The organism is Paracoccus pantotrophus (assembly GCF_008824185.1).
Classification (GTDB): Bacteria; Pseudomonadota; Alphaproteobacteria; order Rhodobacterales; family Rhodobacteraceae; genus Paracoccus; species Paracoccus pantotrophus.
The window spans coordinates 297,276-323,657 of sequence record NZ_CP044423.1 but is presented as its reverse complement, the minus strand read 5'-3'; the positions used below and the strand labels follow the sequence as shown (position 1 = coordinate 323,657).

Genomic DNA, 26,382 nt, shown 5'->3' with positions numbered 1-26,382 from the left:
TGTTTCCCTGTCGTGATGATCTCAGGCTTGGCAATGGCCGCCCTGGGCGCCTGCCGTTTCCGCCGCCGCGCCCGGCGCCAGGAACGCTTCCGCAAGCTTGACCCAATAGCTCGCGCCCATGGCCAGGGCCTCGTCGTTGAAGTCGTAATGCGGATTGTGCAGCGGGGCGCTGTTCACCCCATTGCCGATATGGATGTAGGAGCCGGGGCAATGCTCCAGCATCAGGGCGAAATCCTCGCTGGCCATGGCCGGGCGGAGGTCGGGGACGATGGCCTCGCGGCCCAGCCAGCCCTCGGCCACCCGGCGGGCCATGGCCGTCTCGGCCGGGTGGTTGACCAGCACCGGGTGGCTGCGGCGGTAATCCACCACCGCGCGGGCGCCAAAGCTTTCCGCCTGGGCCTCGGCCAGCCGGCGGATGCGGCTTTCCAGCATGTCCCGCAGATCGGGCGAAAGGCAGCGGATGGTCAGTTCCATCTCGGCCGTCTCGGGGATGACGTTGGCGGTGTCGCCGGCATGCAGCCTGCCCACGGTGACGACCGCCGCCGCCTGCGGATCGACATTGCGCGCCACGATGGATTGCAGTGCCGAGACGATGGCGGCCCCCACGACCACGGGATCGATTGTCGCATGCGGGGTGGCGCCGTGGCCGCCCATCCCCTCGACCCGGATGCGGGCGCTGTCGGCCGAAGCCATGGCCGGACCAGCGCGAAACGCCAGTTGACCCGTGGGCAGGCCGGGCAGGTTGTGCATGGCGAAGACCGCCTCGCAGGGGAACCGGTCGAACAGCCCCTCGGCCAGCATGCGCGCGGCACCGCCCAGCCCTTCCTCGGCCGGCTGGAAGAGCAGGTTCAGCGTGCCGGCGAAATTGCGGCTTTCCGCAAGATGGCGCGCCGCGGCCAACAGCATGGCCGTGTGGCCGTCATGGCCGCAGGCATGCATCCGGCCCGGTATCGTGCTGCGCCAGGCCAGGTTCGTGGCCTCGTGGATCGGCAGGGCATCCATGTCGGCGCGCAGGCCAAGCGCGCGGCCCGCGCCGTTGCGCAGCCGCCCGACGACCCCGGTGCCTGCCATCCGGGTCACCTCATAGCCCCATTGCGCCAGCAGCCCCGCCACCAGGTCGCCGGTCGCCGTTTCTTCGAAACCCAGTTCGGGATTGGCATGGATGCGGCGGCGGATATGAACCGCCTCGGCGCTGATCTTGCCGATCTCCGGCAATATCGCCTTGTCCATCCTCCTCCCCCCTCTCGTCGCCGACCCGGCATGGGGTCTGTCAGGCACCATAGCGCAGCGAGAATGTTGCGGCGGAGACAAAACTTTCTTATGGATATAACCAATGGTTGTCATGGTGGCACGATGAAGCTGCATCAACTCGAGGCGCTCGTCGCCAGCGCCGAAACCGGCAGCGTGCGCAGCGCCGCCCGACGGCTTGGCATTTCGCAACCGGCAGTCACCCGCGCGCTGCGCGAACTGGAGACAGAGCAGCAGTTGCCCCTGCTGGTGCGCTCGCCCACGGGGCTCAGTTTCACGGATCACGGGCAGGCGCTGCTGGCGCATGCCCGGCTGATCCTGAACCAGATGCGGCAGGCCGAGGAACAGATGGGCCTGCGGCGCGGCCGCCTGGAAGGCAGGCTATGCGTCGGCATCACGCCCTGGGTCTCGCTGATCCTGCTGCCAGACGTGCTGCGCGCGTTTCGACAGCACATGCCCGAGGTGCAGCTGGAGCTTTTCGACAGTTTCGCCATGATCGCCCAGCCGCTGCTGCGCACGGGGTCGATGGATCTGATCATCGGCCAGCCCTCGCCCGGCATGTCGCCGCAGGAATTTCGGATAGAGCCGATCCTTCGCTACGAGACGGGCATCATGGTCCGGCGCGATCACCCGCGCATGGGCTGCGACAGCATCCACGGCCTGCTGGACCAGGACTGGCTGCTGAACTTCGCGCCCGACGGGCGCGAACGGCTGATCGAGGAGGTCTTCACCCGCCATGGCGCCCAGCTGGACCCCAGGCGGATCGTGCAGGCCAACTCGGCGCTGCTGGCGCAATCGCTGGTCGAGCAAAGCGACATGTGTACCTGGGTGCCGAAAATCATGGCGGTCGCACCGATGTTCGAAGGGCGCACGGTGATCCTCGCGTTACGCGAGCGGTTCATGGCCTGCGATCTCTGCCTGATCAGCCGGAGACACACACCGATGAGCCCCGCCGCCGAAATGTTCATCCATTGCCTGAAGTCCTCTGCGCGTGCACATGCGCGGAAATCGGGGGCATGGAGCAAGCTGCTTCATGTCGCGACGCAGGCTCCCTCCGAAGGATCGGGCCGGGGGTGACTTGCCGCCGATGCGCTCGACCGCGTTCAGCGGCCCGTTCTTTCTGCAACTGCCGCGTCACGCCTGGCGCGCCTCTCTGCCACCGAAAAAGCTTTCGAACGCATATCGGGCAGGCAGGGCCGCGCCCGGAAAGGGCGAGTTGTCGTCCCTGTCGAAATTCGGGTGAGGGTGCGGAAAGCCCGAGCCGATACCGGCGCTGCGGCTCCCGATGCCCACGCCGTCCGGTTCCGGGCCGATCAGCCCCGACATGCCGGCCCCATGCAACGGCGGTTCGGGATTGGCGGGACGATGTCGCCAGACGGCTGACACGCCATCCCGGCCGGCCCCGGCCTCTTGCAGGATATCCAGCATTCGTCCCTCCGTTTCGCGCGATCCCCGTCACGGCACATGGCCATTCGGGATGGCGCCGATCGGCGCCCTTCCGACCAGTCTCCGACGGGCGGCGGGGATGCGTTCCGCTCCGGCGACGAAGGGATGTCAGGCTGACGCCATACGGTGAAATACGTTACCAGCATCAAGTCCATGCAAGACAGGCATGGCCATGAATCTGAGACAGCTGCGCCATTCCTGTCGGTCGCCGAGCGCGGCAGCATCAGCGCGGCCGCGCAATCCCTCTGCATCGCCCAGCCGGCGCTGACCCGGCAAGTCCGCGAGCCTGCGGCCGACCTGGACACGCAGCCTTCCAAGCGCGCGACCCGTGACGCCGACCGATGCCGGCAAGCAGCTTCGGCGCGATGCCGTGCGCCTGCTCAACGGCTTCGAGCCAGCTCGCCACCACGCGGGTCGCGCTGTCGCTGGGACTGCCCGTCATGCAGGTCATTCCATCGGAAATCGGCAGGCTCCGTCGCGCCTTGCCCGATATGCCGATCAGTTTCAGCCGCCTGTTGCCCGAAGCGCAGCTTCTGCTTTTGCGCGCAGGACGGCTGGATGCGGGCTTGTCGCCCTTGCGTCCGAAGGGCTCTGGGGAGCTGATGGGAATCCCCGTCTATTCCTCCGGCATGGCCGTGGCTTTCCCCGGCGACCGGGACGGGCCCGGCAGCCGGCCGAAGCGGCCGAAAGACCTGGAAGGACGCGACTTCATCCTGATTCCGCGTCACCTCGCCCCGTCTCGTCCGAAATCAGCCGGGCTTCCTCACCCCGGCCCTGGCCATGGGCGCCTGCAAGGAAGGCCGCATCCGCCCCCTGCTGTCGGTGGGCGATACCGAAGAGCCCCAACCTCCCCGGCATTCCCGCCTCGACCATCGTCAAGGGTCTGCTCGGAAAGCGGCGAGAGCTTGCCTGACCCGGCCGCGCCGCAGCGGAACGGGCCGGCGCGGCCTGTCCGTTCCGCCGATCCGGCCGGCGGGAATGCATTCCCCATGGCCGCGCAGGGGCCGCGCGGTCAGCCTGCGGACGGGCCGGAGCCGGACGCGGCGTCACCCGCAGGCCTGTTCGCGTCATCGATCAGGCGGCGGTGGCGGCGGGCCTCGGCCATTATGTCCTCGAACCGCTCCAGCCCCTTCGCCTCCAGCGCCGCGATCAGCCGCAGATAGGCCTCGGCCGTGGCGCGGGTGTCGCCCATGGCGGTGTGACGTTCCTCGGGCGGGATGACGATGCCCAGCCGCTCGGTCAGCGCATCCAGCGAATGCGGCGCCGACTGGCCCCAGAGCATCGCCGAAAGCAGGATCGTATCCAGCGCCTGATTGTCGAAATGCGCCCCGGTCTCGGGCGCGGCGCGGCGCAGGAAGCCCATGTCGAAGGGCGCGTTATGGGCGACCAGCACCGCGTCCTCGGTGAAATGGCGAAAGGCGGTCAGCGCCGTGACCATGTCGGGAGCATCGGCCACCATCGCATCGGTGATGCCATGCACGGCGGTCGAGGCGGGCGGGATCGGCCGGCCGGGATTGACCAGCGTGTCGAAACGCTCGCCGGTCAGGCGGCCGCGGGCGATGCGCAGCCCGGCGATCTGCACGATGCGGTCGGTCGCGGGATCAAGGCCGGTCGTCTCGGTGTCGAAGACCACGCAGGTCAGGTCGGCCAGCCGCGACGAGGCCGCGCCGCGTCGCGCCAGGGCGAAGTCATAGGTCAGCCCGGCGCGGTCCGGCCGGTGCGAGGCGATGGGCAGCGGCAGGACCAGCCGCGCCTGGCCGTCCCGCGCCTCGGTCCAGATGCCGGTGGCATGGGCCGCCAGGATCTCGTGCCCGGTCAGTTCGGGCTGCGCCGGGTCGGGCGGCTCGGCCAGCCAGGATTCCAGCCGGTCCATGGGCAGCGGCGCCCCGGTCCAGAGCAGCAAGAGCCGCGCCTCGGACGCCTCGGCCTCGGCCTCAACCTCAGCGGCAAGGCGGGGGGTCGCGCCCTGTTCGCGCAGGCGTCGGTCCAGATGGCGCAGCAGCCCGTTCACCCCGGCCGCATCGGCCATCAGCATCAGCCGCGGCGGCAGGTCGGGCGCCGGATCCAGCCCGGCGGCCAACTCGTTCAGCCCCGCCCCTCCGCGCGGGGCATCGCCGCTCATCGCCTCGGTCAATGCGCGCAGGGCATTGGCAAGCCCCTGCCCCTCGGCCCGGATCGCCTGGGCCAGCGCGGGCGGGATCGGACCCTCCAGCGCACCCAGCATCGGCACCAGGGTCGCGGCATGGCGGCGCAGAGTCTCCAGCAGGTCGCGCGGCGCGGGGCGCTGCGGCGGGCGGTCGTTCAGGATCAGCAGCGTGCCGCCATCGATGCGCCGCATGCGCCCCCAGAGCCGTTGCCCGGCCGAGCTCAGGCAGGTCAGGTCGGTCGCGGCCGCCCCCGCCGCCAACCGCGCCGCACCGGCCTCCAGCGCGCCACCGGGCAGGTGGCGCTCGATGGGGCGGTCCAGCGCGATGCCGGGCAGAAGATGCGCGGCCGAGGCGTTGTAGAACATCACCCGGCCGGCCGGATCGGTCATCACCGCGCCGGCGCCGATATCGGCGAGAATGGATTCCAGCGTCGCCTTTTCGCGCTGCAGGTCGGCGGCATGTTCGGCGATGGCATCGGCCAGCGCCTCGGCCGAACGCGCCCGCGCCTCGGCGGCATCGCGGGCGGCGGGGCCCAGATCGGCCAGATAGCGGGCCTCCTCGATCTCGGGCGCCTGACCGGTGCGCAAGCCCCCGGCCAGCAGCTCGATCGGGCGGGCCACGTTGCGGTCGAACAGGAGCCAGATCCAGACCACCATCCCCAGCGCGCCGAAGCCCGCGATCAGCGCCGCCTGGACCAGGGCGTCCAGCATCGCCTGGACCGGGACGCCCCGGCCCGCAAGGCCCGCCCCCGCCACCCAGAGCGCCACGGCCAAGGCCGCAAGGATCGCTGCCGCAAGCCCCGCAAAGATCAGCAGCACCCGCAGCCGGAGCGAAAGCCGCGTCAGCATCGCCCGCCCAGGAGCCGCGCCAGTTCCGCCCGCAGCTCGGACAGCTCGAAGGGCTTGGCGATGAAACCGTCCGCCCCCAGCGCCAGCCCCTTGCGGCGCTCCACCACCGAGCCGCGCGCGGTCATCAACAGCACCCGCACGTCGTTCAGCGCCGGATCGGCCCGCACGTCCTGCACGATCTGGTAGCCCGAGACATCGGGCAGCATCACGTCCAGCAGCACTAGATCGGGATGGCTGGCGCGGATCTCGTCGACCGCGCCGGCGCCCGTGGCCATGCGGCGGTGCTTGTGGCCGTCGCGCGACAGCAGGAAATCCAGGGCGGTGGCGATATTGTCCTCATCCTCGACCACCAGGATGCTGGCCATCATCCCCCTCCTCCGCAGACGACGGAATAGGCCGGGTCCGAGGGGCCCGGCGGCGACCACGCGCCGCGCGCCGGCCGGACCAGCCCCTTGGCGCAATCGAATTCCTGCGGCACGACCAGCGTCGGGCCGCGCCGCTCGACCAGCGTGATCCCGGCCCGGCGCGTGCCCTCGGCGGTCTCCGAGATGCCGGCGGGATCGAGGGCGGCAAAGCGGATCACCACCGGCGCCAGATAGGTCCAGGGCGCCCAGGGCTGGCTGTCGCGGCCCACCAGCAGGATCTGCGCACCCGCGGGCAACCGGGCGACCGCCCGGTCATACCAGGCGTAGTCATTCCAGACCGCATAGCCGACCATCGCCAGGCCGATGCCCGCCGGCAGCAGCCAGCGCGCCGGCGCCAGCCCCAGCTTGCGCAGCAGGTGCATCCCGGCATAAAGCAGCGCCGCCGCGCCCACGCCGACCGCGATCACGCCCAGCAATTCGACCCCGATCCCGGTCATATGCCCCTCATCCCAACATTCCCTTGCCGTGGCCTAGCGCCGATTGCATCCCCCGCACCACCACGAAGGCGTCGCGCAGATGGCTGCGCTGGAAATCGGGCAGCGCAGCGGGGGACAGATGGTTGCCCGGCCGTTCGCCCGCGCGGATCTGCGCGGCCTGGTTTTCCAGCCGCGTGGTCTGGATCAGGTCATAGGCCGCGATCAGGTCGCGTGCGCCGCTGCCCGAGATGATGCCCGCCGCCTGCGCCTCGACCAGCCGGGCCCTGGTGTTGACGGGCGCCAGCTGGCCCTGCAGCGCATAGATGCGCGCCAGGTCCGCCACCGGCACGACGCCGCTGAGCTTCATGTCGATCTGGTTGCGATGCTCGCCCGTGCGCGCGGTGGCAAAGCCGCCGATCAGCCCCAAAGGCGGGCGGTGCTTCATCGCGTTCGAGATCATATGCGCCACGAAGATCGAGTTCTTCGCCGCCATCCCCAGGGTTTCGGCCTGCAGCCCCTCCAGCAGCGCGGCATCGCCGCCGATGGCGCGCAGATCGAACATGACCGAGGCCAGCATCTGCGCCTCGGGGCTGGGATGGGCGATCCAGTCGCGGAAATAGCCGCGCCAGACCCGGCGCGGCTGGCGCCAGCGCGGGGTGACGGCCATCATCTCGCCGGGGCAATAGACATAGCCGCAGGCATTCAGCCCATCGCAAACGAAGCGCGCCAGATCCGCGAACCAGAGATCCTCCGGGTCGCAATCGTCACCCAGGATCAGGCAATTGTCCTGGTCCGACAGGCCGGTCTGTTCCTGCCGCCCCTGGCTGCCGCAGGCCGCCCACAGCCAGGGGCCGGGCGGCGGCCCCAGCCGCGCCTCGGCCATGACCAGCAGGCGCCGGGTCACGGCATCGGCGATGTCGGTGATCATGCGGGTGATGGTTTCGTGCCGGTGATGACCGTTGACCAGCTGCACCAGCAATGCGGGAATGCGTGCGGTGGCCGCCGCCATCTCGGCGACATCCCCCGATTGCGCGATGTCGCGGATCAGCGCCGAGGCCGAGATCGCCTGCACCCGCGTCAGGTCGGTCTGGCTGACCATGCCGACGAAGCGGCCCTTCTCGACCACCGGCAGATGGCCGATGCGGCGCTCCAGCATGATGTTGAGCACGTCATAGCCCAGCTCCGCCGGCGAAAGCGTGATCGGATCGGGCGTCATCACCTGCGCGACGGGAACGTTCACGTCGCGCCCCTCGGCGACGATGCGGTTCGAGATGTCGCGGATCGTGACCAGCCCGACCAGCCGCTCCCCGTCCAGCACGCCGATGCTGCTGACGCGAGCATCGCGCATGGCGCGGGCGGCCTCGATGGCGGGGGTCTCGGGCGTGCAGGTCAGCGGCGCCCGCCGCCCGATCAGGTCGCCGACCTTCAGCAGCGCCAGATCGCTTTCGCGACTGCCGGGCAGGCCGCTGCGGTCGAAGAAGCGTGCAACCGCACGATGGCTGCCGATCAGCCGCATCAATTCGGCGCGGGGCAGCATCAGCACGGTCGAATCCTCGATGGCCGTCGCAGTGGTGACTGCCACGCCGTCGCGCAGCAGCCCCCTTTCGCCAAAGGAGTTGCGCGCCATCAGCTCGGAAACGGAATCCCCCGCGGCATCCGAGACCCGGACCCGGCCGCTTTCGATCAGGTAAAGCCCCGCCAGCCGGTCGCCGCGGCGATAGATCACGCCGCCGGCCGGATAGTCCCTGCGCTTGAAGGCCGCCGCGGCCCGCGCCAGCTCGTCCTGCGGCAGGCTGTCATAGGGATGAACCGTGGCGATGAATGCGGCGATGTCGTTCATGGTCCCTGCCCTGCCGAACGGCGGAAAGGCCGCGCCCCGCGAGGGGGCGCGACTGTTCGTCAATGCGCCTGCGCCGCGCCGGCGCCGCGCGGAACGCGGATCGACTCGACCAGGTCGCGCACCTCGGCGGGCGGCTCCTTGGTGGCGGCGGACACCAGATAGGCCACCGCGAAGTTGATCACCGCGCCGATGGTGCCGAACGAGGCCGGCGAGATGCCGAACAGCCAGGCATCCGCGGTATCGGGCAGCATGTTGGTCCCCGAGATGAAGAACCAGCCCTTGTAGGTGAAGATATAGACCAGCGTCGAGATGACCCCGGCCAGCATCCCCGCGATCGCGCCTTCCTTGTTCATGCGCGTCGAGAAGATGCCCATCATCAGCACCGGGAAGATCGAGCTGGCCGCCAGGCCGAAGGCCAGCGCCACCGTCTGCGCGGCAAAGCCCGGCGGGTTCAGGCCCAGGATCGTGGCGACCAGGATCGACACCGCCATCGAGACGCGGGCCGCGAACAGCTCGCCCTTCTCGCTGATGCCGGGATTGATCGCGCCCTTGATCAGGTCGTGGCTGACCGCGCCCGAGATCGCCAGCAACAGGCCCGCCGCGGTGGACAGCGCCGCCGCCAGGCCGCCGGCGGCGACGATGGCGATGACCCAGCCCGGCAGGTTGGCGATTTCCGGGTTGGCCAGGACCATGATGTCGTTGTTCACCGTGGTCAGCTCGTTGCCCTGCAGGCCCTGCTCGGCGATCACCGTGGCCAGCGGCTCGTTCGCCGCCCCGGCCTCGTTATAGTACTGGATCAGGCCGTCGCCGTTCTTGTCCTCCCAGTTCAGCAGGCCGGTCAGCTGCCAGTTGCGCATCCAGTTCAAGTCCTCGCGGTTCTGGATGTCCTCCAGCGACACGGCCGGCTGGCTGAAGGTCTCGCCCGTCTCGGCGCCCGGCCACATGGTCGCGGTCAGGTTGAAGCGCGACATCGAGCCCACCGCGGGCGCGACGGTATAGAGCAGCGCGATGAAGACCAGCGCCCAGCCCGCCGATTTGCGCGCATCGGCCACTTTCGGCACGGTGAAGAAGCGGATGATGACATGCGGCAGGCCCGCGGTACCGATCATCAGCGCCATGGTGAACAGTACCATGTCCAGCGTCGAGTTATGGTGCCCGGTATAGGAGCGGAAGCCCAGGTCGGTCACCACCTGGTCCAGCTTGGCCAGGAACTTGGCGCCCGAGGCGTCATGCGTGCCGAACAGTCCCGTCTGCGGCAGCACATGGCCGGTCAGCTGCAGGGCGATGAACACCGCCGGGATGGTATAGGCGATGATCAGCACGATATACTGCGCCACCTGGGTATAGGTGATGCCCTTCATCCCGCCCAGAACGGCATAGACGAAGACCAGCGCCGCGCCGATCCACAGCCCGGTCGAGCTGGAGACCTCCAGATAGCGCGAGAAGGTCACGCCGACGCCGGTCATCTGGCCGATCACATAGGTGATCGAGATGATCAGCAGGCAGATCACGCCGATGATCCGCGCCGTGCCGGAATAGAAGCGGTCGCCGATGAATTCCGGCACCGTGAACTTGCCGAACTTGCGCAGATAGGGCGCAAGCAGCATCGCCAGCAGCACATAGCCGCCGGTCCAGCCCATCAGATAGGTCGAGTTGTCATAGCCGGTAAAGGCGATGAGGCCCGCCATCGAGATGAACGAGGCCGCCGACATCCAGTCGGCCGCCGTGGCCATGCCGTTCATGACCGGGCTGACGCCGCGGTTGGCGGCATAGAACTCGGCCGTGGAACCGGCGCGGGCCCAGATCGCGATGCCGATGTAAAGCGCGAAGGATGCCCCGATGACAAGGAGGTTGAGGGTAAACTGGCTCATGGGATGCTCCTCACTCCTCCACGCCGTGTTCGGCGTCCATCTTGTTCATGCGCCAGGCATAAAAGAAGATCAGCACGATGAAGACCAGGATCGAGCCTTGCTGCGCGAACCAGAAGCCCAGATCGGTTCCTCCCACCGAAATGCCCGCCAGCAAGGGCCGCAAGACGATCCCGAAGCCATAGGACACCAGGGCCCAGATGATCATGCACAGCCAGATCAGCTTCAGATTGGCCTGCCAATATGCGTTTGACGATTGTCTGTCACTCATGTCCTTCGTTTCCTCCCTTTTCAGACATGTCTCGCTCCGCCTTTGGGATTTGCGCCTCCCGGCGCCCGGCGGAAGGGCGGGGAGGCATTTCCCGCGCCCGTCTTCAGGCGCGGTTCATCCTGTTTTCGATGAGTTCGTCGACGACGCTTGGGTCAGCGAGGGTTGAGATGTCTCCGAGGGTGGCGAAATCGTCCTCGGCGATCTTGCGCAGGATGCGGCGCATGATCTTGCCCGAACGCGTCTTCGGCAGGCCCGGCGCCCATTGGATCAGGTCCGGCTTGGCGATCGGCCCGATCTCGGTGCGCACCCATTTCTCCAGCTCGGCGCGCAACCCGTCGCTGGGCTCGACCCCGTTCATCAGCGTCACATAGGCATAGATGCCCTGACCCTTCAGCGGATGCGGATAGCCCACCACCGCCGCCTCGGCCACCTTCTCATGCGCAACCAGCGCCGATTCCACCTCGGCCGTGCCCATCCGGTGCCCCGAGACGTTGATCACGTCATCCACCCGCCCGGTGATCCAGTAATAGCCGTCCTCGTCGCGCCGGCAGCCGTCGCCGGTGAAGTAATAGCCCGGATATTGCTGGAAATAGGTCTCCATGAACCGCTGGTGGTCGCCCCAGACCGTGCGCATCTGACCCGGCCAGCTGTCGGCGATGCACAGCACCCCCTCGACCCCATCGCCGTCCAGCGCCACCCCGCTCTGCGGATCCAGCACCACCGGCTTGACCCCGAAGAAGGGCAGCGTCGCCGAGCCCGGCTTGGTCTCGATCGCGCCCGGCAGCGAGGTGATCATGTGGCCGCCGGTCTCGGTCTGCCACCAGGTGTCGACGATCGGGCAGCGCCCCTTGCCGACATGCTTGTCATACCAGACCCAGGCCTCGGGGTTGATCGGCTCGCCCACCGTGCCCAGAACCCGCAGGCTCGACAGGTCGTGCTTCTCGACCCATTCCGGCCCCTGGCCCATCAGCGCCCGGATCGCGGTCGGCGCGGTGTAGAACTGGTTGACCCGGTGCTTCTCGCACACCGCCCAGAAGCGGCCGGCATCGGGCCAGGTCGGCACCCCCTCGAACATCAGCGTCGTGGCGCCGTTGGCCAGCGGGCCGTAGACGATGTAGCTGTGCCCGGTCACCCAGCCCACGTCGGCCGTGCACCAGAACACGTCGCCGTCCTTGTAGTCGAAGACGTATTGATGCGTCATCGCCGCATAAAGCAGGTAGCCGCCGGTGGTATGGACCACGCCCTTGGGCTTGCCGGTCGAGCCCGAGGTATAGAGGATGAACAGCGGATCCTCGGCCCCCATCGGCCGCGGCGGGCAGTCGGGGCTGACCTCCTCCATCAGCTTCAGCACGTCCACGTCGCGCCCCTCGATCCAGCTGGTCTGGTCGCCGGTATGCTTGACCACCAGGCAGCGCACCCGGTCCGAGCAATGCAGAAGCGCCGCGTCGGTATTCGACTTCAGCGCCGTCTTGCGGCCGCCGCGCGGCGCGGTGTCGGCGGTGATCACCAGCTTGGCGCCCGAATCGTTGATGCGGTTGGCCAGCGCATCGGGCGAGAAGCCGGCGAAGACGATGGAATGGATGGCGCCGATGCGCGCGCAGGCCAGCATGGCATAGGCGGCCTCGGGGATCATCGGCAGGTAGATCACCACCCGGTCGCCGCGCATCACCCCCTGGGACAGGAGCACGTTGGCAAAGCGGTTCACCTTGTCCGACAGTTCCGCATAGGTGATGTGGCGGGCGGGCTGGTTCGGATCATCCGGCTCGAAGATGATCGCGGTCTGGGTCGCGCGCCGGGGCAGGTGGCGGTCGATGCAATTGACCGAGGCGTTCAGGATCCCGTCCTCGAACCATTTGATCGAGACCTGGCCCAGGGTGAAATCGGTGTCCTTCACCCGGCTATAGGGCTGGATCCAGTCCAGACGCCGCCCCTCGCGCCCCCAGAACCCCGCCGGATCCGAGATCGATTCGGCATAGAGCCGCGCATAGTCCCCAGGCGTGACCAGCGCAGCCTCAAAACCAGCCGGAACAGGATGTTTCTTAATCGATTCAATGCTCATGGCTCCCCCCTCACAGCGATCGCATCATTTCCCCTTGCCCGCAGCGTCATGCCGAAATGCCCCCTCCTGGGCGGCCGCGGGAAAGCTCGAGCACAATGTTAACCAGATCGCCGCTTTCGTGTTAAGTATTTATTTATAAAGGGAATTTTGTTAATAATTTGACAACGAGCATATCTGGAATGTAAATATTTTACACGCCGGTCGGCACCGTGACCTGGGAGCCCTCCTCCTGTCCGCGACGGCGGCTTGATCCCTCCAGGAGGTAGCGCCGCCTGCCGGCAGAACGCGCCCTCCGGCACCCGCCGGTCCCTGGCCCAGCGGCCCATCGCCACGGTCTTCACGCGGCCGGTGGCGCTGGCGAAGGTCGCCTATCCCGTCACCGCCATGCCGATCTGCGCGCCGGGCCGGACGAGATCATGGGCACGACCATGATCGCGGGCGCATCGGCCGCTGCTGCTCGCCGTGCCGATGGTGCAGGTGTTCCTGAACTCGGCCTCGGACAGCCATGCCAGCCTGCCCATCGTGCTGGCGCAGGGTGTCTCGTCCGTGGTGGGCGATGCCTGGCCGATATTCGCGCCGCTGATCAGGGCCATGGGCGCCTTCGTCGCCGGCTCGAACACGGTCAGCAACATGATGTTCTCGCTGTTCCAGTTCTCGACCGCCGAGCAGATCGGCCTGGGGGCGGCGGGCGCGGGCACCGTCGAGCTGGCCGACCGCAAGCACGCGATCATCCGCGAGACCCTGATCCCCATGGCTATTCCGTGGTGCAGGGCGGGCTGACCGGCAACCAGATGTGGTCGGCCGCCGCGGGATGTCCGCTCGAAACGGGAATCCGTCGCACGGAGCGATCACGGGTAAGGCTTATGGCCTGGTTTTGCCCCCTGCCCCTTGATCCACCCGGCGGCATCGCTATCTTGTCAGCAAGGCGTGTGCTGCGTGCGCCCAGGGACTTCCTCCCTGATTACGGAGACTGGTTGAACCCGTTTCTGACAGGAGATGTGCGATGCAGGCACATACTCGCAGCAAGACTTGCGATGTCCGTGATGAATTTCCCGACAGGGCAACGGAGCCCGGATCATCGGAGGCTTTGGCACCCCTCGGCCGCGAGCTGCTGACTGCCGATTGCATTTCGAACCCGGGAAAGGGGGCAATCGTCCAATGATCGGCCAAATGCTGAAAGAAGGTTATGGCATCGAAGACATATCCATCAGAACGGGACTGCCCATTGACGAGGTCCGGTTTGCCGTCGCCTTGCTGCGTGAAAGCGGCTCGCTGAAAATTCTCTTGCGCGGAAATCGCAGAGCCTTGCCCCAAAGCCATCCTGCCAGCGATGCAAACCCCGGCACGAAAGGCCAGGAAGCCGGGATAGAGCAAATTTGTGCGCCAAAGGGCAATACCGCATCACCGCGCCGCATGCATGAAGCAGCCTACAGGTCGGGACATGAGCCAGAATAAAGACCCAGGCATCAAGAGCAAAAAAGGCGCAGGCCGAAACGACCTCGACAGCCTTGAAATAAAGCCGATCAGGATAACGACCTCCCGCAGGCAGGCCGTCAGGAATATCCTGCTGCTGATATTGGCATATGCCTCCGGCATGGGGCTGCTCTATTGGCTGTTGCGTTAAGGAGCCCCCAGCAGCCAGAAGCGATTTTCCGTTTCCCCTGAGCAATTCCGGTCCGCCTTTCCCTGCGCTGCCCCTTTCTGTTCTTCTGCTGATTGGTCTTTGTTGTCGGGGGTATCAGGCTGCGATCTGGCGCAGGACGAGGAAGAGGATGGCCGAGAGCATTGCCGCGGCGGGGACGGTGACGACCCAGGCGGCGGCGATGGTCAGCACGTGCAGCCGGCGCACCAGCTTGCGGCGCCGGCGCTCGTCGGGGGGCAGGTCGGCGGGGGGCAGATCGGCGGCGGGCAGGTCGGCGGGCCGGGGAACGGCCATGCGGGCCTGCCTCAGCCGCCGCTCGGCATCCCATTCGCGGAAAAAGCCCACGCCGAAGATCGCGCCCACCGCGATATGGGTCGAGCTGACCGGCAGCCCCAGCGCGCTGGCCAGGATGACCGTGATCGCCGCCGACAGCGCCACGCAATAGGCCCGCATCGGGTTGAGCCGGGTGATCTCGCTGCCGACCATGCGGATCAGCCTGGGCCCGAACAGGCTCAGCCCGAAGCTGATCCCGAAGGCGCCGATCAGCATCACCCACAGCGGAATGGTCACCTCGCCGCTGAAATCGCCGGTCTGCACCGCCTGCACGATGGCCGCCAGCGGGCCGACCGCATTGGCCACGTCATTGGCGCCATGCGCAAAGCTCAGCAGCGCCGCCGAGGCGACCAGCGGGATGCCGAACAGCACCTTCAGCGACTTGTTGCGGTTCTCCAGCCCCGCGGACTGCCGCCGCGTCACCGGGATCATCGCCAGCCAGCAGCCCAGCCCCACCAGAAGGCCCAGAAGCAGCGCCGCCCCCATCGAGATATCGACCAGCTGCCTGAGCCCCTTCATCACCAGATAGGCGGCAAAGGTGCCCGCCATGATGCCGACCAGAACCGGCACCCAGATCCGGGCCGCCGCGATCTTGTCCTCGCGATAGATGATGCGGCTCTTGATGAACCACAGAAAGCCCGCCGCCACCACGCCGCCCAGCAGCGGCGAGACCACCCAGCTGGCCGCGATCGCCGCCATCTGCTCCCAGCTGACCGCGCCGAGGCCGGCCCCGGCCATGCCCGCGCCCATGACCCCGCCCACCACGGCATGCGTGGTCGAGACCGGCGCCCCGATCCAGGTCGCCAGGTTCACCCACAGCGCCGAGGCCAGCAGCGCCGCCATCATCGCCCAGACGAAGGTCGCGGACGTGTCCAGCGCCTCGGGCGCGACGATGCCCTTGGCCACGGTCGAGACCACGTCGGCCCCGGCGATCAGCGCGCCGGCGCTTTCGAAGACCGCCGCGATCACGATGGCCCCGCCCATGCTGAGCGCATTGGCCCCCACCGCCGGGCCCATATTGTTGGCCACGTCATTGGCGCCGATATTGAGCGCCATATAGGCGCCGAACACCGCCGCCGTGACCACGATCAGCGTCTCGCCGCTCTGCCCCAGCAGCACCGCCGCGGCCAGCCCGGCCAGGATGACGAAGACCAGGCCGATCCCCGGCGCCACCAGCGGCCGGGCGATATAGGCCGTGGCCGCCTCGATATGCGCGAAGCGGCCGAGATCGCGGTCCAGCGTCTCCAGGTGCCGCGGCTCGAAATCCTTGTCAGACATGTTCCGCCTTTCTGCTCCGGCCGGGTGCTAGGCGGGAATCGGCCCCATATCAAGACGGCGCCGGCACCGGAAGAACAGATCCGCCCGCCACCGCCGCCAGCCAGGCCCGCGAAAACCGCCCCCCAAAAAACCGGGAGCCGGGGGCCGAGACGTCGCGGGAGCGGCGCATCTTCGCGCATCCAGCGGTTGCCTTGCGTGCCGGCTCTGCCTAGCCTCGGCCCGGACCACGAGGAAAACGGAGACATGCCATGAGACTCAGGACAATCGTCGCAGCCTTCGCCATCGCCGCCTTCGGCCAGGCCGCGGCGGCGCAGGAGATGTCGTTCTTCCGCATCGGCACCGGCGGCACGGCGGGCACCTATTACCCGATCGGCGGGCTGATCGCGAATGCGATCTCGAACCCGCCCGGCTCGCGCGCCTGCGAGGATGGCGGCTCCTGCGGGGTGCCGGGGCTGGTGGCGACGGCAGTGGCCTCGAACGGCTCGGTCGGCAACGTGAACGCCATCAACGGCGGCGCGATGGAGGCGGGCTTCAGCCAGTCCGACGTCGCCTATTGGGCGCAGACCGGCACCGGGCTGTGGGAAGGCCAGCCGGCGGTCGAGAAACTGCGGCTGATCGCCAACCTCTATCCCGAAAGCATCCACCTGGTCGCGCGGGCCGATGCCGGCATCGCCTCGGTCGCCGACCTCAAGGGCAAGCGGGTGTCGCTGGACGAGCCGGGCTCGGGCACGCTGGTCGATGCCAAGATCATCCTCGAGGCCTTCGGCCTGTCGGAATCCGACATCCGGCCCGAATATCTCAAGCCCGACCAGGCGGCCGACCGGATGCGCGACGGCGCCATGGATGCCTTCTTCTTCGTCGGCGGCTATCCGGCCGGCGCCATCGCCGAGCTGGCCAGCCAGCATGACGTGGTGCTGGTGCCGATCACCGGCGCCGAGGTCGACAAGCTGCGCGAAACCTACACCTTCTTCGCCGCCGATACCGTGCCGGCCGGCACCTACGAAGGCCAGGATGCCGATGTCGCCACGATCTCGGTCGGGGCGCAGCTGGTGACCAGCGCCGACCAGCCCGAGGAGCTGATCCACGGCATCACCCAGGCGCTTTACAACGAGAATACGCAAAAGCTGTTCGCCGCCGGCCATGCCAAGGGCAAGCTGATCACGCTGGACAATGCGACCGAGGGCGCGGGCATCCCCTTCCATCCGGGCGCCGAGCGTTTCTACAAGGAGGCCGGCAAGCTCGAATGAGCCTGGCCGCAAGCTGACGAAAGGACGCGGCCGGCCCCCCGGTCCGCGTCCTTTGCCCCTGAACCGAACGGCAGGAAAACCGCATGACCGAGCCAACCCGCCCGCTTACCGACGACGAGCTTCGCGCCCTGGAAGAGGAATACGATCCCGAGGCGCGTTTCCGCACCGTGACGCGCCCCATCGCCGTGCTGTCGGGGATCGTCCTGTTCCTGCTTGCGGCCTATCACTATTATACGGCCGGCTTCGGCATCCCGCGCGCGACCACGCATCGCGGGCTGCACATGGGCGTGTCGCTGTTCATCGTCTATCTCAGCTTCTCGTTCCTGGCGCGCAACCGCCACAGGACCGACGGCTTCGCCATCCTCGGCGTGCCGGTGACGGACTGGCTCTTGGCCATCGGCGGCGCGGTCAGCGCCTTCTACGTGCCGTGGATCTATGCCCAGCTGCAATTCCGCGTCGGCAACCCGCTGGCGATCGACATCGCCATGGGCACGGTGCTGCTGGTCGTGCTGATGGAGGCGGTGCGCCGCTCAATGGGCTGGCCGCTGCCGGTCATCGCGGCGCTGTTCATCGCCTATGCCTATTTCGGCAAGTCGATGCCGGGCATCCTGGTGCATCCCGGAGCGGACTGGGCCAATATCGTCAACCATCTCTACCTGACCTCGCAGGGCATCTACGGCACCGCGCTGGGGGTGATCGCCACCTATGTGTTCCATTTCGTGCTGTTCGGGGTGATGGCGCAGAAGATCGGCCTGGGGCAGCTGTTCATCGACCTGGCCACCGCGCTGACCGGCCGCTTCGCCGGCGGGCCGGCCAAGGTCTCGGTGGTGTCCTCGGCCATGCTGGGCACGATCTCGGGCTCGTCGATCGCCAATACCGTGACCACCGGGGCGCTGACCATCCCGGCGATGATCAAGATCGGCTTCAAGCGCCATTTCGCCGCCGCGGTCGAGGCCGCCTCCTCGACCGGCGGGCAGATCACGCCGCCGGTGATGGGCGCCGTCGCCTTCCTGATGGTCGAATACCTGGGCATCCCCCTGCGCACCATCCTGATCGCCGCCGTGGTGCCCGCCTTCATGCATTTCTTCGGCGTGCTGGTCCAGGTCCACCTGGAAGCCAAGCGGCTGGGCATCCGCGGCCTGCGCGCCGAGGAGCTGCCCAAGGCCGGCAAGGTGCTGCGCGAGGGCTGGCTGTCGGTCTTTCCGCTGGTCCTGCTGGTCTGGATGCTGATGTCGGGCCGCACGCCCTTCCTGTCGGCCTTCTGGGCCATCACCGCCTGCATGGCGGTTTATCTGATCCAGCGGGTGATGGCGTCGGGCGCCATCGAGGGCGTCAAGGAAACCGCCGCCGGCATCTATGAGGGCTTCGTCGCCGGCGCCCGGCAATCGCTGGCCGTGACCGCGGCCGCGGCGCTGGTCGGGGTGGTGATCGGCGTCGTGACCCTGACCGGCGTCGGCTTCAAGATCGCCTTCATGGTCACCAGCGTGGCGCAGGACTGGGCCACCTCCTTCCATGGCCTGCTGGCGGTGCTGCCCTTCGAGCTGCTCAGCATCCAGACGCTGACGCTGCTGTTCACGCTGCTGATGACCGCGGTGGTCTGCGTGCTGATGGGCTGCGGCGTGCCGACGACGGCGAATTACATCATCATGGTCGCCGTCGCCGCGCCGGTGCTGGGCATGATGAATATCGAGCCGCTGGTGGCGCATTTCTTCGTGTTCTATTTCGGCGTGCTGGCCGACGTGACCCCGCCGGTGGCACTGGCCGCCTATGCCGGGGCCGGGATCGCCGGGGCCAACGGCTTCAAGGCCGGCAACACCGCCTTCCGGCTGTCCATGGGCAAGGCGATGGTGCCTTTCGTCTTCGTCTTCTCGCCCTCGCTCTTGCTGGTCACGCAATCCTTCACCCTGCCCGATTTCCTGCTGGCCTTTTCGGGCGCCGTGCTGGGCATCATCGCGTTGTCGGCCGCGATCACCAACTGGATGCTGGGGCCCTTGCTGCTGGTCGAGCGGATGCTGCTGCCCGCCGCGGCACTGATGATGATCGCACCCGAAATCGTTTCCACCGCCATCGGCGCCGCGATCCTCGGCATGGTGCTGCTGCGGCAGTATCTCGCCGGGCGCTCCGGCCCCACCCCGGAACCGGCCGGGTAAGCGGCGCAATAGGCCGCGGGGCACCCCGATCCGCCGCAAGGCACCAGGGCCGGCATGGACGGTCTGCCGGTCCTGGTCGCCGCCGCGCCGCTGTCCCCAGATCAGGCAGGGCATTTCCAGCGGGCGCCTTGCGGCGCCTGCTGACAAGCACGCCGAGCCTAGGTCGATCCCAGATGACGCAACCCGTGCGTCACATCCGCACGGACGGCAAGCCGCAGCCCCGGCTCGTCCCCGGCCCGCAGCGAGGCCAGGATCATGCGGTGATGGCGCGGCGGCTCATTGCGCTTCATCCGGCCGTAAAGCGCCCGCATGGTCGGGCCGAGCTGCAGCCAGACCGTCTCGACGATGGCCAGCATCGCCGGGGCCTGGGCGCGCAGGTAAAGCAGGCGGTGGAACTCCAGGTTGGTGCGGATATAGCCCACGGCATCGTGACGCTCGGCCGCCTCGCCGATGGCGGCGTTGATGACGGCCATGCGCTCGATCAGGGCCTGGTGGGCGCGCGGCAGGGCGCGGGCGGCCAGCTCCGGCTCGATCAGCCCGCGCAGCGCGGCAAGCTCCTCGATCCGCTCAACCGACAGTTCCGGCGTCGCGATCCGCCCCGAGGAGGACAGCGACAGCGCCCCCTCGGCCACCAGCCGCCGCACCGCCTCGCGCGCCGGGGTCATCGAGACGCGATGCTCGGCGGCGATGCCGCGCAGGGTCAGCGGCAGGCCGGGCGGCAATTCGCCCAGCATGATGCGCTGGCGCAGGTTGCGATAAAGCCGCTCATGGGCCGAACTTTCCGAGGTTCGCGAAGCTGTCATGCGCCATCTGTGATCACAAATCCGGGCGCCGTCAAGCCGCCCCGATCAGGGACGAAAGCGCCATGCCAGCAGTTCATGCCCGTGCCGGCGCAGCCAGTCGCGATGGCGCGCATAATCGGGCATCAGCCGGCCGGTCGCGGCCCAGAAGGCGGGCGAATGGTCCATGTGCAGCAGATGGGCCACCTCATGCGCGGCGACATAGTCCAGCACCTCGGGCGGCGCCATGGCCAGCCGCCAGGAAAACATCAGCCGCCCGTCATGGGTACAGCTGCCCCAGCGCGAGCGCGTATCGCGCAGCGCCAGCGCCCGGAAGCCGCGCCCCAGGGCCGCGGCATGGCGGTCGCAGGCCGCGATCAGCCGCGCCTGGGCCAGCTGCTTCAGCCAGACCTCGACCAGCAGGCCCGCGGGGCGACGCTGCGGCACGAGCAACAGCGCGTCCGACAGCTCGACCCGGCGCCCGTCATGGGGCACGATCCGGCGCGGGCGCCCCTCGACCGGCAGCAGGGCGCCATGTTCCACGGCGCAAAGCGGCCGCATCCCGGCGCGGGTCTGGCGCAGCCATTCGGTCCGCGATTCGGCAAAGGCGCGGCCGTCCGACAGGCTGGCGCGGCTGGGCAGGGTCAGCACCACCTCGCCCCCCGCGCGCACCACGCGCAGGGTCATGCGCCGCGCCCTGGCCGAGCGCCGCAGCGTCACCGGGATGTCGCCACCGACCAGAATCCTGTCCATCCGTTCCCCCATCTTGCGAAGGGCCGTGCCTCTGCCCATCTTTCCCCCGCACCACCGGCCGCCCGCAAGGGGGAAAAGGCTTTGACAGCCTGCCCCGGCTGTGGCAGGGGACAGCGGATTTAGCTGAACGCGGCAGAAAGAGAACACCATGCCCAAAGAGGAATGGGGCACGAAACGCCTTTGCCCCCATTGCGCGACGCGCTTTTACGACCTGATGAACGATCCGATGACCTGCCCGGCCTGCGGCGCGGAATTTACCGTGGAAAGCCTGACCAACGGCCGCTCGCGCTCGCTGATCTCGGAAAAGACCGCTTCGCGTGACACGGACCAGACAGATCTGGCCGATGACGAGGATCTGGACGATGACGCCGATACCGGCGATCTGGACGACGATCTGCTGGACGATGACGATGACGGCGACATGTCGCTGGACGACATCGCCGACGTGCCGGACAATGACGACGAATAACCCCCTTTCCTGACCAACCCAGGCCCCGGAGCGCGACCGCGCCGCCGGGGCCTTTTTTTCATGGCAAGGACGATGCGGACCATCGACAGACAGGCCATGCGCGCCATCCTGCTGACCCCGCAGGACCGGGTGTTGCTGATGCGGGTCGATTACGGTGGCGGCGACTGGTGGATCACCCCCGGCGGCGGCGCGGAACCGGGCGAGACGCCGGAACAGACCCTGCGCCGCGAACTGGCCGAGGAACTGGGGTTCGCCCTGCCCGCCCTGGGCCCGCTGGTCTGGCGCCGCCGCGTGGCGATGACGCTGCACCAGCGGCGCTGGCGGCAAGCCGAGGATTATTTCCTGATCGAGACCGCCGCTTTCACCCCGGCGGTCCAGGACGCCCCCGAGGCCGGCACCATCCGCGAATTTCGCTGGTGGAGCCTTGACGAGATGCGCCACACATCCGAGCGGCTGGCCCCGGCCGGACTTGCGCGCATCGTGCTGGACTATCGCGCAAGCGGGCCGCCCGGCAGCCCGCCCGACATCGAAATCATCGAGGACTGACGGCTAAACTGCATAGGCATCGTCGAAAAATGCCAGTTCCAGCGTGACCGCGCGGCGGAAGAAATCCCGCGCCTGCTCTGCGGCCTCGGGTCCGGCGCGGTCGAACTCATCCCGCAGGAAGCCCACGAAATCGCGAAAGAACGGGTTGTCATGCAGCGTGATCCAATCGGCGTGGACGAAATTCTCGGGCAGCGGCTTGGGCGCGCGCATGGCCCAGTCGAGATAAAGCCCCTCGGCCACGTTCAGCACCGCCAGCACGGCGGGATAGGCACGCGTCGCCGCCGCCTCGCGCATCAGCGCCTGGAATCCCGCCATGGGCGCGCTGTCGGGAATGGCGGCACGGTCCGCCTCGCCCACGCCGAGCGCGGCGAAGGCGCGCAGGAAATAGTCGTTCTCCTCGCCCGAGACCATGCCGGCGAAGCGCCCGAAGCGCAGCCGCGATTCGAAGCGGTCGGCCGAGGCGATGGCCGCGCCCAGAAGCGTCAGGAAGGCGTCGAGGAAACGGTGGTCCTGCACCAGGTAGCGCGCCATCACCGCATCCGCGATGCTGCCGTCGCACAGTTCGCGCACGAAGCGGTGGCCGACGGCGGCGGACCATTCCGTCGCACATTCCCGGCGCAGGGTTTCGAAGAAGCTTTCGGTCATCATGCCCTCATGGCTGGGGCAAGGCCGTCGCTGCGGGCGGCCTTGCGGTTAAGGCCGGCAAAAGGCAGGTCGATCATTCCCATTCCTCCGCCGGCATGATCCGGGTCAGGTTCGAAGGGTCACCGCGCCGCCCGTCGCCAGGTTGCGTAAGGCCAGCGGTTTCTCAGCCCCTTGCCGGGGCTCCCCTTGGTGGCGCCAGACTAGCGCGGAGGGCGGCGGCTGTCACCTCCCGCAGGGCGCGGCGGGCATCGTTCCGCCCACAGAATCGTGAGCCGCGAAATGCGTGGCTGGCCGGGCCCGAGGCGGCATTCCAGCTTGCAGCCGGGGGCCAGATGTTATCTCGTTACGGCAGGGCGGGCACTACCCCGTCCCCTGCCAGGATCGGGACCATGACGACAGGCGAAATGCCGAAACCCACGACCGCGACAGAGCTGAACGATCCCGCCGCACCGCGGCAGAGCCCGAAACAGGTCGGGCTGCGGCTGCACCGGCCTCCCCTGCTGACCAATATCTCGGCCGCGCGCTGGCTGCTGCTGGCCATCGTGGCGGCCTCGATCTATTTCTTCCACGGCTTCCTGGTGCCGGTGCTGGCGGCCATGGTGATCGCGCTGGCCAGCTGGCCCCTGCGCGAACGCGCGGCCCATCAGCTGAACCTGGGCCGCACCGGCGCGGCGACGCTGCTGGTGCTGGTGTTGGTCTGCTTCCTGCTGATCCCCATCGCCATGGCACTGATCTATGCCTTCCGCGAACTGCGCGACTGGATCAACTGGGCCATCCTGATCAACAGCTCGGGCGCGCCGACGCCGGGCTGGATGGTCGAACTGCCGCAGGTCGGCGACTGGCTGGACGAGAACTGGCAGACCTATATCGGCCGACCCGGCGGCATCAGCGAGATCGTGCAGCTGGTCAGCGGCTCGAATATCGGCGCGATCTATCGCGGCGCGGTGACGGCGGGAACGCTGGCCTTTCACCTGGCGCTGACCCTGCTGTTCATGCTGATCACGCTGTTCGTGCTGTATCGCGACGGCGACAAGATCGTGGCGCAGATCGACCAGGTCGGCCGCCGCATCCTGCCCGACCGCTGGAGCCGGCTGTCCCGCGTCGTGCCGGCCACCATCAGCTCGACCGTGACCGGCATGACGCTGATCGCCATCGGCGAGGGGGTGATCCTGGGCGTCGCCTATTGGCTGGCCGGCGTGCCCTCGCCGGTGACCTTCGGGGTCATCACCGGCTTCATGGCGCTGATCCCCGGCGGGGCGCCGCTGTCCTTCACCCTGGTCTCGGCCTATCTGGTGGCCAGCGGCTCGCCCGTCGAGGGGGCGGCGCTGTTCATCTGGGGCACCTGCGAGCTGTTCGTGGTGGACAAGACCATCCGCCCGGTCCTGGTCGGCGGCCCGGTCAAGCTGCCGTTCCTGCCCACGTTTTTCGGCCTGATCGGCGGGGTCAAGACCATGGGCATCGTCGGGCTGTTCGTCGGCCCGGTGCTGATGGCGCTGCTGGTCTCGATCTGGCGGGAATGGCAGCGCGAACTTTCCGAAGAGGAACAGCGCCAGGACAGCAAGCTCATCGGGCTGGAGTGACCGGCGCCTGAATGAAAGGCGGGACATGAAAAAGGCGGGACGTGGATGCGTCCCGCCTTTCCTTTTGTGCCGTTCGTTACGCGGATCAGTCGGCCGAGGCCGGCGGCACCACCGGCTCTTCCTGCGGCGGGCTGGCCAGCGATTCCGGCAGCGGCGTCAGCGTCACGCCGGCGCCGGCGCCCAGCGGTTCGCCCTCGCGATTGGTCTCGGTCGGGGCGACCGCCTCGCCCGGTGCCAGCGCGCCCTGGGTCTCGGTCTCGTCCGATGCGGCAGGGGTGGAGGCCGGCCGGGGCACCGGCACCGGATTGGCCCGGTCCGCGCCGTCATTGCGCAGGTAGTCGAAGAACTCGCCCTGCGGCTGGATCACCAGCGAGCTGTTCTCGCCCTTCAGCGCCCGCTCATAGGAGGTCATCGAGCGGGTGAAGGCAAAGAACTCGGGATCGCGGCCGAAAGCCTCGGCATAGATGGCGTTGCGGCGGGCATCGGCCTCGCCGCGCACCACCTCGGCACGCTTGCGCGCCTCGGAGGTCAGCTCGACCACGGTGCGGTCGGCAGCGGCGCGGACGCGCTGCGCGGCCTCGCCACCGCGGGCGATCTCGTCGGCGGCCTCGCGCTCGCGTTCGGCCCGCATCCGGGCATAGGTCGCGGTCAGGTTCTGCTCGGGCAGGTCGGTCCGGGTCAGGCGCACGTCGATGACCCGGATGCCCAGGTCGCGGGCGTCGTCACGCGCCAGGTCGCGGATGCGGTTCATCAGCGGCGTGCGGTCGTCCGACAGCACCGTGGTCGAGGGTACCGAGCCCAGCACCTGCCGGATCGCGTTGGTCACGATCGGCTCCAGCCGGCGCTGCGCGAATTCGATGCCGCCGGCGCCCACGGCGCGGCGGAACTGCACCACGTCGGTGATCTGCCAGCGCGCGAAGGCATCGACCACCAGGCGGCGGTCGTCCAGCGGCGTGACCTCCATCGGCGGGGTCGGCAGACCGAGGATGCGGGCATCGTATTTCACCACGTTGTCCAGGAAGGGCACCTTGATGCCCAGGCCCGGTTCCTCGCGCACCTCGACCACCTCGCCGAAGCGCAGGACAAGGGCCTTTTCGCGCACGTCGACGATATAGAGCGCCGAGATCACCAGGACCGCGACCACGACCAGGAAGGGCAGCGCCAGAAGCGAGATTGCACGGTTCATCACTGGTTCCCCCCGCCGGTATTGGTGTTGCCGGAGCCCGAGGCCCCGCTGCGCAGCTGATCCAGCGGCAGATAGGGCACCACGCCCTGCCCGGCCTCGCCGTCCAGGATGACCTTGTTCACCCCGCCCAGAACCTTTTCCATGGTTTCCAGATACATCCGGCGGCGCGTGACCTCCGGCGCCTTGACATATTCGTCATAGACCGAATTGAAGCGCGCCGCCTCGCCCTCGGCGTTGTTCACCGCCTCGGCGCGATAGGCCTCGGCGCGTTCGATCACGGCGGCGGCCTCGCCTCGGGCGCTGGCCAGCACGCGGTTGGCATAGGCGTCGGCCTCTTTCTCCAGCCGGTCGCGTTCCTGCTGGGCGGCCTGCACCTCGCGGAAGCTGTCGATCACCTCGCGCGGCGGGTCGGCGCGGTCCAGGTTGACGCGCAGCACGTTGATCCCGGCCTCGTAGTCGTTCAGCGTGTTCTGCACCGCCAGCTTCAGGTCGTCGGCGATGGCGCCGCGGTCGCGGTTCAGGATCGGCGCCAGTTCCGAACGCGCCACGATGTCGCGCATGGCGGATTCCGAGACGGCGCGGATGGTGTCGTCGGGATCGGCCAGGTTGAACAGGAATTTCTCGGGGTCCGAGATGTTCCAGACCACCTGATAGGCCATGTCCACGATGTTCTGGTCGCGGGTCAGCATCAGCCCCGAATCCATCGGCCCGGCGCGGCCGGTGCCGATTTCCGTGGTCCGCTCGCCCGAGACCTGCACCACCTCGGCGGTGACGACGGGCCAGGGCGCGAAGTTCAGGCCCGGCTCGCCGGTGCCCACGGGCTTGCCGAACAGCAGCTCGACCGCGCGTTCCTCGGGCTTGACGGTGTAGAAGCTGGAAAAGGCCCAGACCGCCAGCACGGCCAAGGCGGCGATGCCCCAGGTGCCGCGGCTCATCTGGAATTGCGGGCCCTGCGGCCGGCGCGGGCCGCCGCCGCGGTTGCCACCGCCACCGCCCTTGCCGCCCATCAGCACGCGCAGCCGGTCCTGGCCCTTGCGCACCAGTTCCTCGATCTCGGGGATCTGGTCGCCGCGGCGCGGACCCTGCGGCCGGTCGTCCCTGCCGCCGCCCGGACTGCCCCACGGGGGCTGGCCGCCCCCTTGCGGCGGCTGCCTGCCGCCCTTGCCGTCATCTCCGCCGCCGCCCCAGGGGCCTTGTCCTGCCATA

The 26,382-nt window shown here is 68.3% G+C and carries 25 protein-coding genes and 1 riboswitch; of the genes, 10 read left to right on the top strand and 15 right to left on the bottom strand.

What is annotated here, in order from left to right:
* Window positions 1-21 precede the first annotated feature (21 nt).
* The gene (locus ESD82_RS01530; protein WP_114669352.1) at window positions 22-1,230 is read right to left on the bottom strand and encodes a M20 aminoacylase family protein; all 1,209 of its coding nucleotides are present in this window, start codon (window positions 1,228-1,230) and stop codon (window positions 22-24) included.
* A 123-nt stretch (window positions 1,231-1,353) separates the two neighbouring features.
* Between ESD82_RS01530 and ESD82_RS01525 the strand changes: the two genes are divergently transcribed.
* Window positions 1,354-2,325, top strand: coding sequence for a LysR family transcriptional regulator (locus tag ESD82_RS01525; RefSeq protein WP_074991104.1), 972 nt, complete (start codon window positions 1,354-1,356; stop codon window positions 2,323-2,325).
* Between the two features lie 57 nt (window positions 2,326-2,382).
* Here ESD82_RS01525 and ESD82_RS01520 read toward each other — a convergent pair whose 3' ends face one another.
* Window positions 2,383-2,574, bottom strand: a complete 192-nt coding sequence (locus tag ESD82_RS01520) for a hypothetical protein (RefSeq protein WP_024845827.1) — start codon at window positions 2,572-2,574, stop codon at window positions 2,383-2,385.
* 273 nt (window positions 2,575-2,847) lie between these two features.
* Here ESD82_RS01520 and ESD82_RS22535 point away from each other — a divergent pair, with 273 nt between their 5' ends.
* Window positions 2,848-3,297: a helix-turn-helix domain-containing protein gene (locus ESD82_RS22535; RefSeq protein ID WP_081750596.1), complete on the top strand. Its 450-nt coding sequence runs from the start codon at window positions 2,848-2,850 to the stop codon at window positions 3,295-3,297.
* Window positions 3,298-3,706: 409 nt separating this feature from the next.
* Here ESD82_RS22535 and ESD82_RS01510 read toward each other — a convergent pair whose 3' ends face one another.
* The 7 genes from ESD82_RS01510 to acs form a co-directional block, all read right to left on the bottom strand.
* A complete protein-coding gene (locus ESD82_RS01510; protein ID WP_147428370.1) occupies window positions 3,707-5,689 on the bottom strand; it encodes a 3'-5' exonuclease in 1,983 nt (660 codons plus the stop codon).
* Window positions 5,683-6,054 carry a response regulator transcription factor gene (locus ESD82_RS01505; RefSeq protein WP_010400165.1) on the bottom strand — a complete coding sequence of 124 codons (372 nt, stop codon included), beginning with the start codon at window positions 6,052-6,054 and terminating at the stop codon, window positions 5,683-5,685. Before ESD82_RS01505 ends, ESD82_RS01510 begins: the two co-directional genes overlap by 7 nt.
* Entirely contained in the window at window positions 6,054-6,551 is a 498-nt protein-coding gene (locus tag ESD82_RS01500; protein WP_010400164.1) for a hypothetical protein, read from the bottom strand. Before ESD82_RS01500 ends, ESD82_RS01505 begins: the two co-directional genes overlap by 1 nt.
* Before the next feature lie 7 nt (window positions 6,552-6,558).
* The gene (locus ESD82_RS01495; RefSeq protein ID WP_147428372.1) at window positions 6,559-8,370 is read right to left on the bottom strand and encodes a DUF294 nucleotidyltransferase-like domain-containing protein; all 1,812 of its coding nucleotides are present in this window, start codon (window positions 8,368-8,370) and stop codon (window positions 6,559-6,561) included.
* A 59-nt stretch (window positions 8,371-8,429) separates the two neighbouring features.
* A complete protein-coding gene (locus ESD82_RS01490; protein WP_147428374.1) occupies window positions 8,430-10,241 on the bottom strand; it encodes a sodium:solute symporter family protein in 1,812 nt (603 codons plus the stop codon).
* Window positions 10,242-10,251: 10 nt separating this feature from the next.
* Window positions 10,252-10,509, bottom strand: coding sequence for a DUF4212 domain-containing protein (locus ESD82_RS01485; RefSeq protein ID WP_010400161.1), 258 nt, complete (start codon window positions 10,507-10,509; stop codon window positions 10,252-10,254).
* 103 nt (window positions 10,510-10,612) lie between these two features.
* A complete protein-coding gene (gene acs, locus ESD82_RS01480; protein ID WP_147428376.1) occupies window positions 10,613-12,568 on the bottom strand; it encodes an acetate--CoA ligase in 1,956 nt (651 codons plus the stop codon).
* A 468-nt stretch (window positions 12,569-13,036) separates the two neighbouring features.
* On the opposite strand from acs, the gene ESD82_RS01475 reads away from it, so the two are divergent.
* The 3 genes from ESD82_RS01475 to ESD82_RS01465 all read left to right on the top strand — a co-directional run bounded on the left by ESD82_RS01475 (window position 13,037) and on the right by ESD82_RS01465 (window position 14,192).
* A complete protein-coding gene (locus ESD82_RS01475) occupies window positions 13,037-13,348 on the top strand; it encodes an L-lactate permease (protein ID WP_147429160.1) in 312 nt (103 codons plus the stop codon).
* Between the two features lie 390 nt (window positions 13,349-13,738).
* Window positions 13,739-14,023 (top strand): hypothetical protein, encoded by a 285-nt coding sequence (locus tag ESD82_RS01470; protein WP_147428378.1) that lies wholly within the window; start codon window positions 13,739-13,741, stop codon window positions 14,021-14,023.
* Entirely contained in the window at window positions 14,010-14,192 is a 183-nt protein-coding gene (locus tag ESD82_RS01465; RefSeq protein ID WP_147428380.1) for a hypothetical protein, read from the top strand. Before ESD82_RS01470 ends, ESD82_RS01465 begins: the two co-directional genes overlap by 14 nt.
* Before the next feature lie 114 nt (window positions 14,193-14,306).
* Here the strand turns inward: ESD82_RS01465 and ESD82_RS01460 are convergent, their stop codons facing one another.
* On the bottom strand, window positions 14,307-15,821 hold the full coding sequence (locus tag ESD82_RS01460) for an inorganic phosphate transporter (RefSeq protein ID WP_147428382.1): 1,515 nt from the start codon (window positions 15,819-15,821) through the stop codon (window positions 14,307-14,309).
* Window positions 15,822-16,069: 248 nt separating this feature from the next.
* On the opposite strand from ESD82_RS01460, the gene ESD82_RS01455 reads away from it, so the two are divergent.
* Both ESD82_RS01455 and ESD82_RS01450 read left to right on the top strand, forming a co-directional pair.
* On the top strand, window positions 16,070-17,068 hold the full coding sequence (locus ESD82_RS01455) for a TAXI family TRAP transporter solute-binding subunit (protein WP_024845635.1): 999 nt from the start codon (window positions 16,070-16,072) through the stop codon (window positions 17,066-17,068).
* A gap of 83 nt (window positions 17,069-17,151) precedes the next feature.
* Window positions 17,152-19,218: a TRAP transporter permease gene (locus ESD82_RS01450; RefSeq protein WP_147428384.1), complete on the top strand. Its 2,067-nt coding sequence runs from the start codon at window positions 17,152-17,154 to the stop codon at window positions 19,216-19,218.
* Window positions 19,219-19,376: 158 nt separating this feature from the next.
* Here the strand turns inward: ESD82_RS01450 and ESD82_RS01445 are convergent, their stop codons facing one another.
* Together ESD82_RS01445 and ESD82_RS01440 are read right to left on the bottom strand one after the other, a co-directional pair.
* On the bottom strand, window positions 19,377-20,021 hold the full coding sequence (locus tag ESD82_RS01445; RefSeq protein ID WP_024845637.1) for a GntR family transcriptional regulator: 645 nt from the start codon (window positions 20,019-20,021) through the stop codon (window positions 19,377-19,379).
* Window positions 20,022-20,066: 45 nt separating this feature from the next.
* Window positions 20,067-20,750, bottom strand: coding sequence for a M48 family metallopeptidase (locus ESD82_RS01440; RefSeq protein ID WP_147428385.1), 684 nt, complete (start codon window positions 20,748-20,750; stop codon window positions 20,067-20,069).
* Between the two features lie 148 nt (window positions 20,751-20,898).
* On the opposite strand from ESD82_RS01440, the gene ESD82_RS01435 reads away from it, so the two are divergent.
* The gene (locus ESD82_RS01435; RefSeq protein WP_024845639.1) at window positions 20,899-21,219 is read left to right on the top strand and encodes a TIGR02300 family protein; all 321 of its coding nucleotides are present in this window, start codon (window positions 20,899-20,901) and stop codon (window positions 21,217-21,219) included.
* A gap of 72 nt (window positions 21,220-21,291) precedes the next feature.
* Window positions 21,292-21,765, top strand: coding sequence for an NUDIX hydrolase (locus ESD82_RS01430; protein WP_147428387.1), 474 nt, complete (start codon window positions 21,292-21,294; stop codon window positions 21,763-21,765).
* A 3-nt stretch (window positions 21,766-21,768) separates the two neighbouring features.
* Here the strand turns inward: ESD82_RS01430 and ESD82_RS01425 are convergent, their stop codons facing one another.
* On the bottom strand, window positions 21,769-22,413 hold the full coding sequence (locus tag ESD82_RS01425) for a TenA family protein (protein ID WP_244314479.1): 645 nt from the start codon (window positions 22,411-22,413) through the stop codon (window positions 21,769-21,771).
* A 62-nt stretch (window positions 22,414-22,475) separates the two neighbouring features.
* A riboswitch (TPP riboswitch) is annotated at window positions 22,476-22,607 on the bottom strand.
* A gap of 192 nt (window positions 22,608-22,799) precedes the next feature.
* Between ESD82_RS01425 and ESD82_RS01420 the strand changes: the two genes are divergently transcribed.
* Entirely contained in the window at window positions 22,800-23,990 is a 1,191-nt protein-coding gene (locus ESD82_RS01420; protein ID WP_147428389.1) for an AI-2E family transporter, read from the top strand.
* An 85-nt stretch (window positions 23,991-24,075) separates the two neighbouring features.
* Here ESD82_RS01420 and hflC read toward each other — a convergent pair whose 3' ends face one another.
* Both hflC and hflK read right to left on the bottom strand, forming a co-directional pair.
* On the bottom strand, window positions 24,076-25,176 hold the full coding sequence (gene hflC / locus ESD82_RS01415; protein ID WP_024845643.1) for a protease modulator HflC: 1,101 nt from the start codon (window positions 25,174-25,176) through the stop codon (window positions 24,076-24,078).
* A complete protein-coding gene (gene hflK, locus ESD82_RS01410; protein ID WP_024845644.1) occupies window positions 25,176-26,381 on the bottom strand; it encodes an FtsH protease activity modulator HflK in 1,206 nt (401 codons plus the stop codon). Before hflK ends, hflC begins: the two co-directional genes overlap by 1 nt.
* Between the last annotated feature and the right edge of the window lies 1 nt (window position 26,382).